1 protein-coding gene and 2 pseudogenes are annotated in these 2,584 nt (G+C 66.9%); 1 reads left to right on the forward strand and 2 read right to left on the reverse strand.

All coding sequences use genetic code 11. The features are described from left to right. Positions 1-157: pseudogene (locus tag AC27KI_RS22550) on the forward strand (ZIP family metal transporter); the annotation flags it as partial. 143 nt (positions 158-300) lie between these two features. Here AC27KI_RS22550 and AC27KI_RS22555 read toward each other — a convergent pair. Both AC27KI_RS22555 and AC27KI_RS22560 read right to left on the reverse strand, forming a co-directional pair. After that, positions 301-1,914: a TonB-dependent receptor domain-containing protein gene (locus AC27KI_RS22555; RefSeq protein WP_487089628.1), complete on the reverse strand. Its 1,614-nt coding sequence runs from the start codon at positions 1,912-1,914 to the stop codon at positions 301-303. Then, positions 1,888-2,385: pseudogene (locus AC27KI_RS22560) on the reverse strand (TonB-dependent receptor plug domain-containing protein); the annotation flags it as partial. The pseudogene AC27KI_RS22560 and the gene AC27KI_RS22555, both read right to left, overlap by 27 nt. Positions 2,386-2,584: the final 199 nt, after the last annotated feature.

Genomic DNA, 2,584 nt, shown 5'->3' on the forward strand with positions numbered 1-2,584 from the left:
CCTGCTGCCGTGGGGCCTGGGCTTTGCGGCCGGGGCGATGCTGTTCGTCATCAGCCACGAGATCATTCCCGAGTCGCACCGCAAGGGACACGAAGCCTGGGCCACGGGCGGGCTGATGATCGGCTTCGTGATCATGATGATCCTGGACACCGCGCTGGCTGATCCAGGGGGCTTGAGGCCAAAAGGACTCCCAGTGCAATATCCACTAGGGCATTGCGCTATTAAAAATATAGCATTCGAGGTGGGTGCAGCGGCGGGCGCCGCGGTGGATGCCGCGCCGCCGCATGCATCGCCCGGGCCTCAGAACCGCGCCGTGGCCCCCACGAAGTAGGTGCGCCCGCCGTTGTCGTAGTTGCTGCCCAGTTCCCGCGTCTGCTTGTCCGCCACGTTGAGGATGCCGGCCCGCAGGGTGAAGGTTTCGTTCAACCGGTAGCTGGTGGTCAGGTCCACGGTGGTGTAGGCCCTGGCGAAGGTGGTGGCCGCGCCGGTGACGACGAGTTCCTTGCCCACGTAGCGGGCGCTGGCATCGGCGGTCCAGGCCGGGGCGACGCGCCACTGCAGCGACGAATACACGGTCAGGCGCGGCACGGACAGCAGCGAGGCGCCGGTGGTGAGGTTTTTGGACTCGAACATCTTCGTGGCATTGGTGCGCCAGTCGAGCGACGGCGCCAGCGGCACGGTGGCGTTGGCCTCCAGCCCGCGCGTGCGGGCGCGCTGGGCGTTGGCCATGCGCGTCCACCAAAAGCCGTTGTACAGGCCCAGGGGCTGGTAGTCGATCTTGTTCTTGAAGTCGGTGTGGAAGTAGGTGGCGCCGAAGGTCCAGCCGCCCTGCTCGTAGCCCGTGCCCAGCTCGAAGTTGGTGCTGGTCTCGGGCTGCAGGTCGGGGTTGCCGGCCATGTAGCAGCCGCGCGTGCCGTCGGCATTCACGCGGGTGCTGGTCCAGCCCAGGCCCGCCAGGCTGCGGCAGCCGTTGCCGCCGGACTGCGTGGCGGCATTGGGCGAGTTCTCTTTCAGGCCCGGCGCGCGGAAGCCGCGCGATACGCCGGTGCGCACCGTCCACGCCGAGGCCGGGTGGTAGACGAAGTAGGCGCGCGGGCTCCAGTTGTTGCCGTACTTTTCGTGGTGGTCCATGCGCAGGCCGAGCGTGAGCGCCAGGTTCTCGCGCAGGAAGATCTGGTCCTCGCCGAACAGCGCCCAGGTGGTGGCCGACAGGGACGATCCCGACACCGGCCGCCCGCTGTAGTCGATGGGGGCCAGGCCGATGGTGTCGCGGTTGTCCAGTTCTTCCTGCTTCCATTGCAGCCCGGTGGTCAGCATCTGGTCGAAGCCCAGGAGCTTCAGCGGCATGTCCACGCGGCCGTCCAGCGTGGTTTCGCGCGAGTGGTTGCCGATGGTGTCGCCCAGGTCCTCGTACTCGTGGCGCGACAGGTTGATCTTGGAGCGCACGTCGCCCCAGCGGCCATCGTGCCCCAGGCCGAACGAGGTGTGCCGCAGCCGGCTCAGGCCCCAGGGGCTGACGACCTGCCCGCCGCTGGCGGTGCGCGCGTCCGAGCCGGTGGCGCGCTGCGTGGCCTGGGCCGCCTCGAGCGACACCGACTGGTCGGGCGTGAGCTGCCAGCTCAGCAGCGCGTTCAGTCCCTGATTGCGCGCGCCGGCCGTGGACAGGTAGGTGCCCGCATGCCCGCCCGTGCCTTCATCGGCATCGCGCTCGGTGTAGTTGCCCGACACGCGCAGGCCGATGCGGTCGGTCACCGGGCCGCTGACGGTGAAGCCCGTCTGCCGCGTGTCGCCGCGCTCCGAATCGGAGGGCTTGGAGTAGTTGACCGTGGCGGAGCCGCCCCAGCGCAGGCCGATCTTGCGGGTGATGATGTTGATCACGCCGCCCATGGCGTCCGAGCCGTACAGCGACGACATCGGGCCGCGCACCACCTCGATGCGCTCGATCATCTCGGGCGAGATCCAATCCAGGTCCTACTGGCCCAGGTCGTCGCGGTAGTTCACGCCGGCCGAATTGCCCTGGCGCTTGCCATCCACGAGGATGAGCGTGTATTTCTCGGGCAGGCCGCGCAGGCGGATCTTGGACTGCGCGCCCGTGCCCGACAGCCCGCCGGTCACGCCGGGAATGGTGGACAGCAGCTCGCCGAGGCTGGTGACGGGCTTGCGCTCGATGTCTTCGCGGGTGATCACGCTGATGCTGGCAGGCGCCTCTTTGATGTCCACGGCCGTGCCCGAGGCCGTGACCACCACGGTGGACAGGGCGGCCTGCGCGGGTTGCGCACGTCGCGATTCGGAAGGCGGGGCGGTCTGGGCGTGGGCACCGGCGCTCAACGCCAGGGCAATCGCGAGGGACAGGGGCTGGGGGCGGAGCGAAGACGGCAAGATCATGAAAGCAGTTTCCTGTAAAAACTGCAAATGATAGTGATTCGCTTTTACTATTTGACCAATCGGTGGGTTTCAGAAGAAATTTCGGGCTTCGCCGAACGGTGGAAGGAGGTGTTGAAAAAGCGGCAAGCCGCAGTGTTAGAAAGGGTTTTAAGCTATTGAAAAAATAGCAAAATCCTGTGCCATCGGCCATCGGCCATCG

This window comes from Acidovorax sp. KPB24-03 (genome assembly GCF_057546605.1).

Bases quoted from the DNA above. Each gene is read 5' to 3' on its own strand.
- AC27KI_RS22555 (WP_487089628.1), bottom strand. From the start codon at position 1,914: ATGTCGTCGCTGTACGGCTCGGACGCCATGGGCGGCGTGATCAACATC.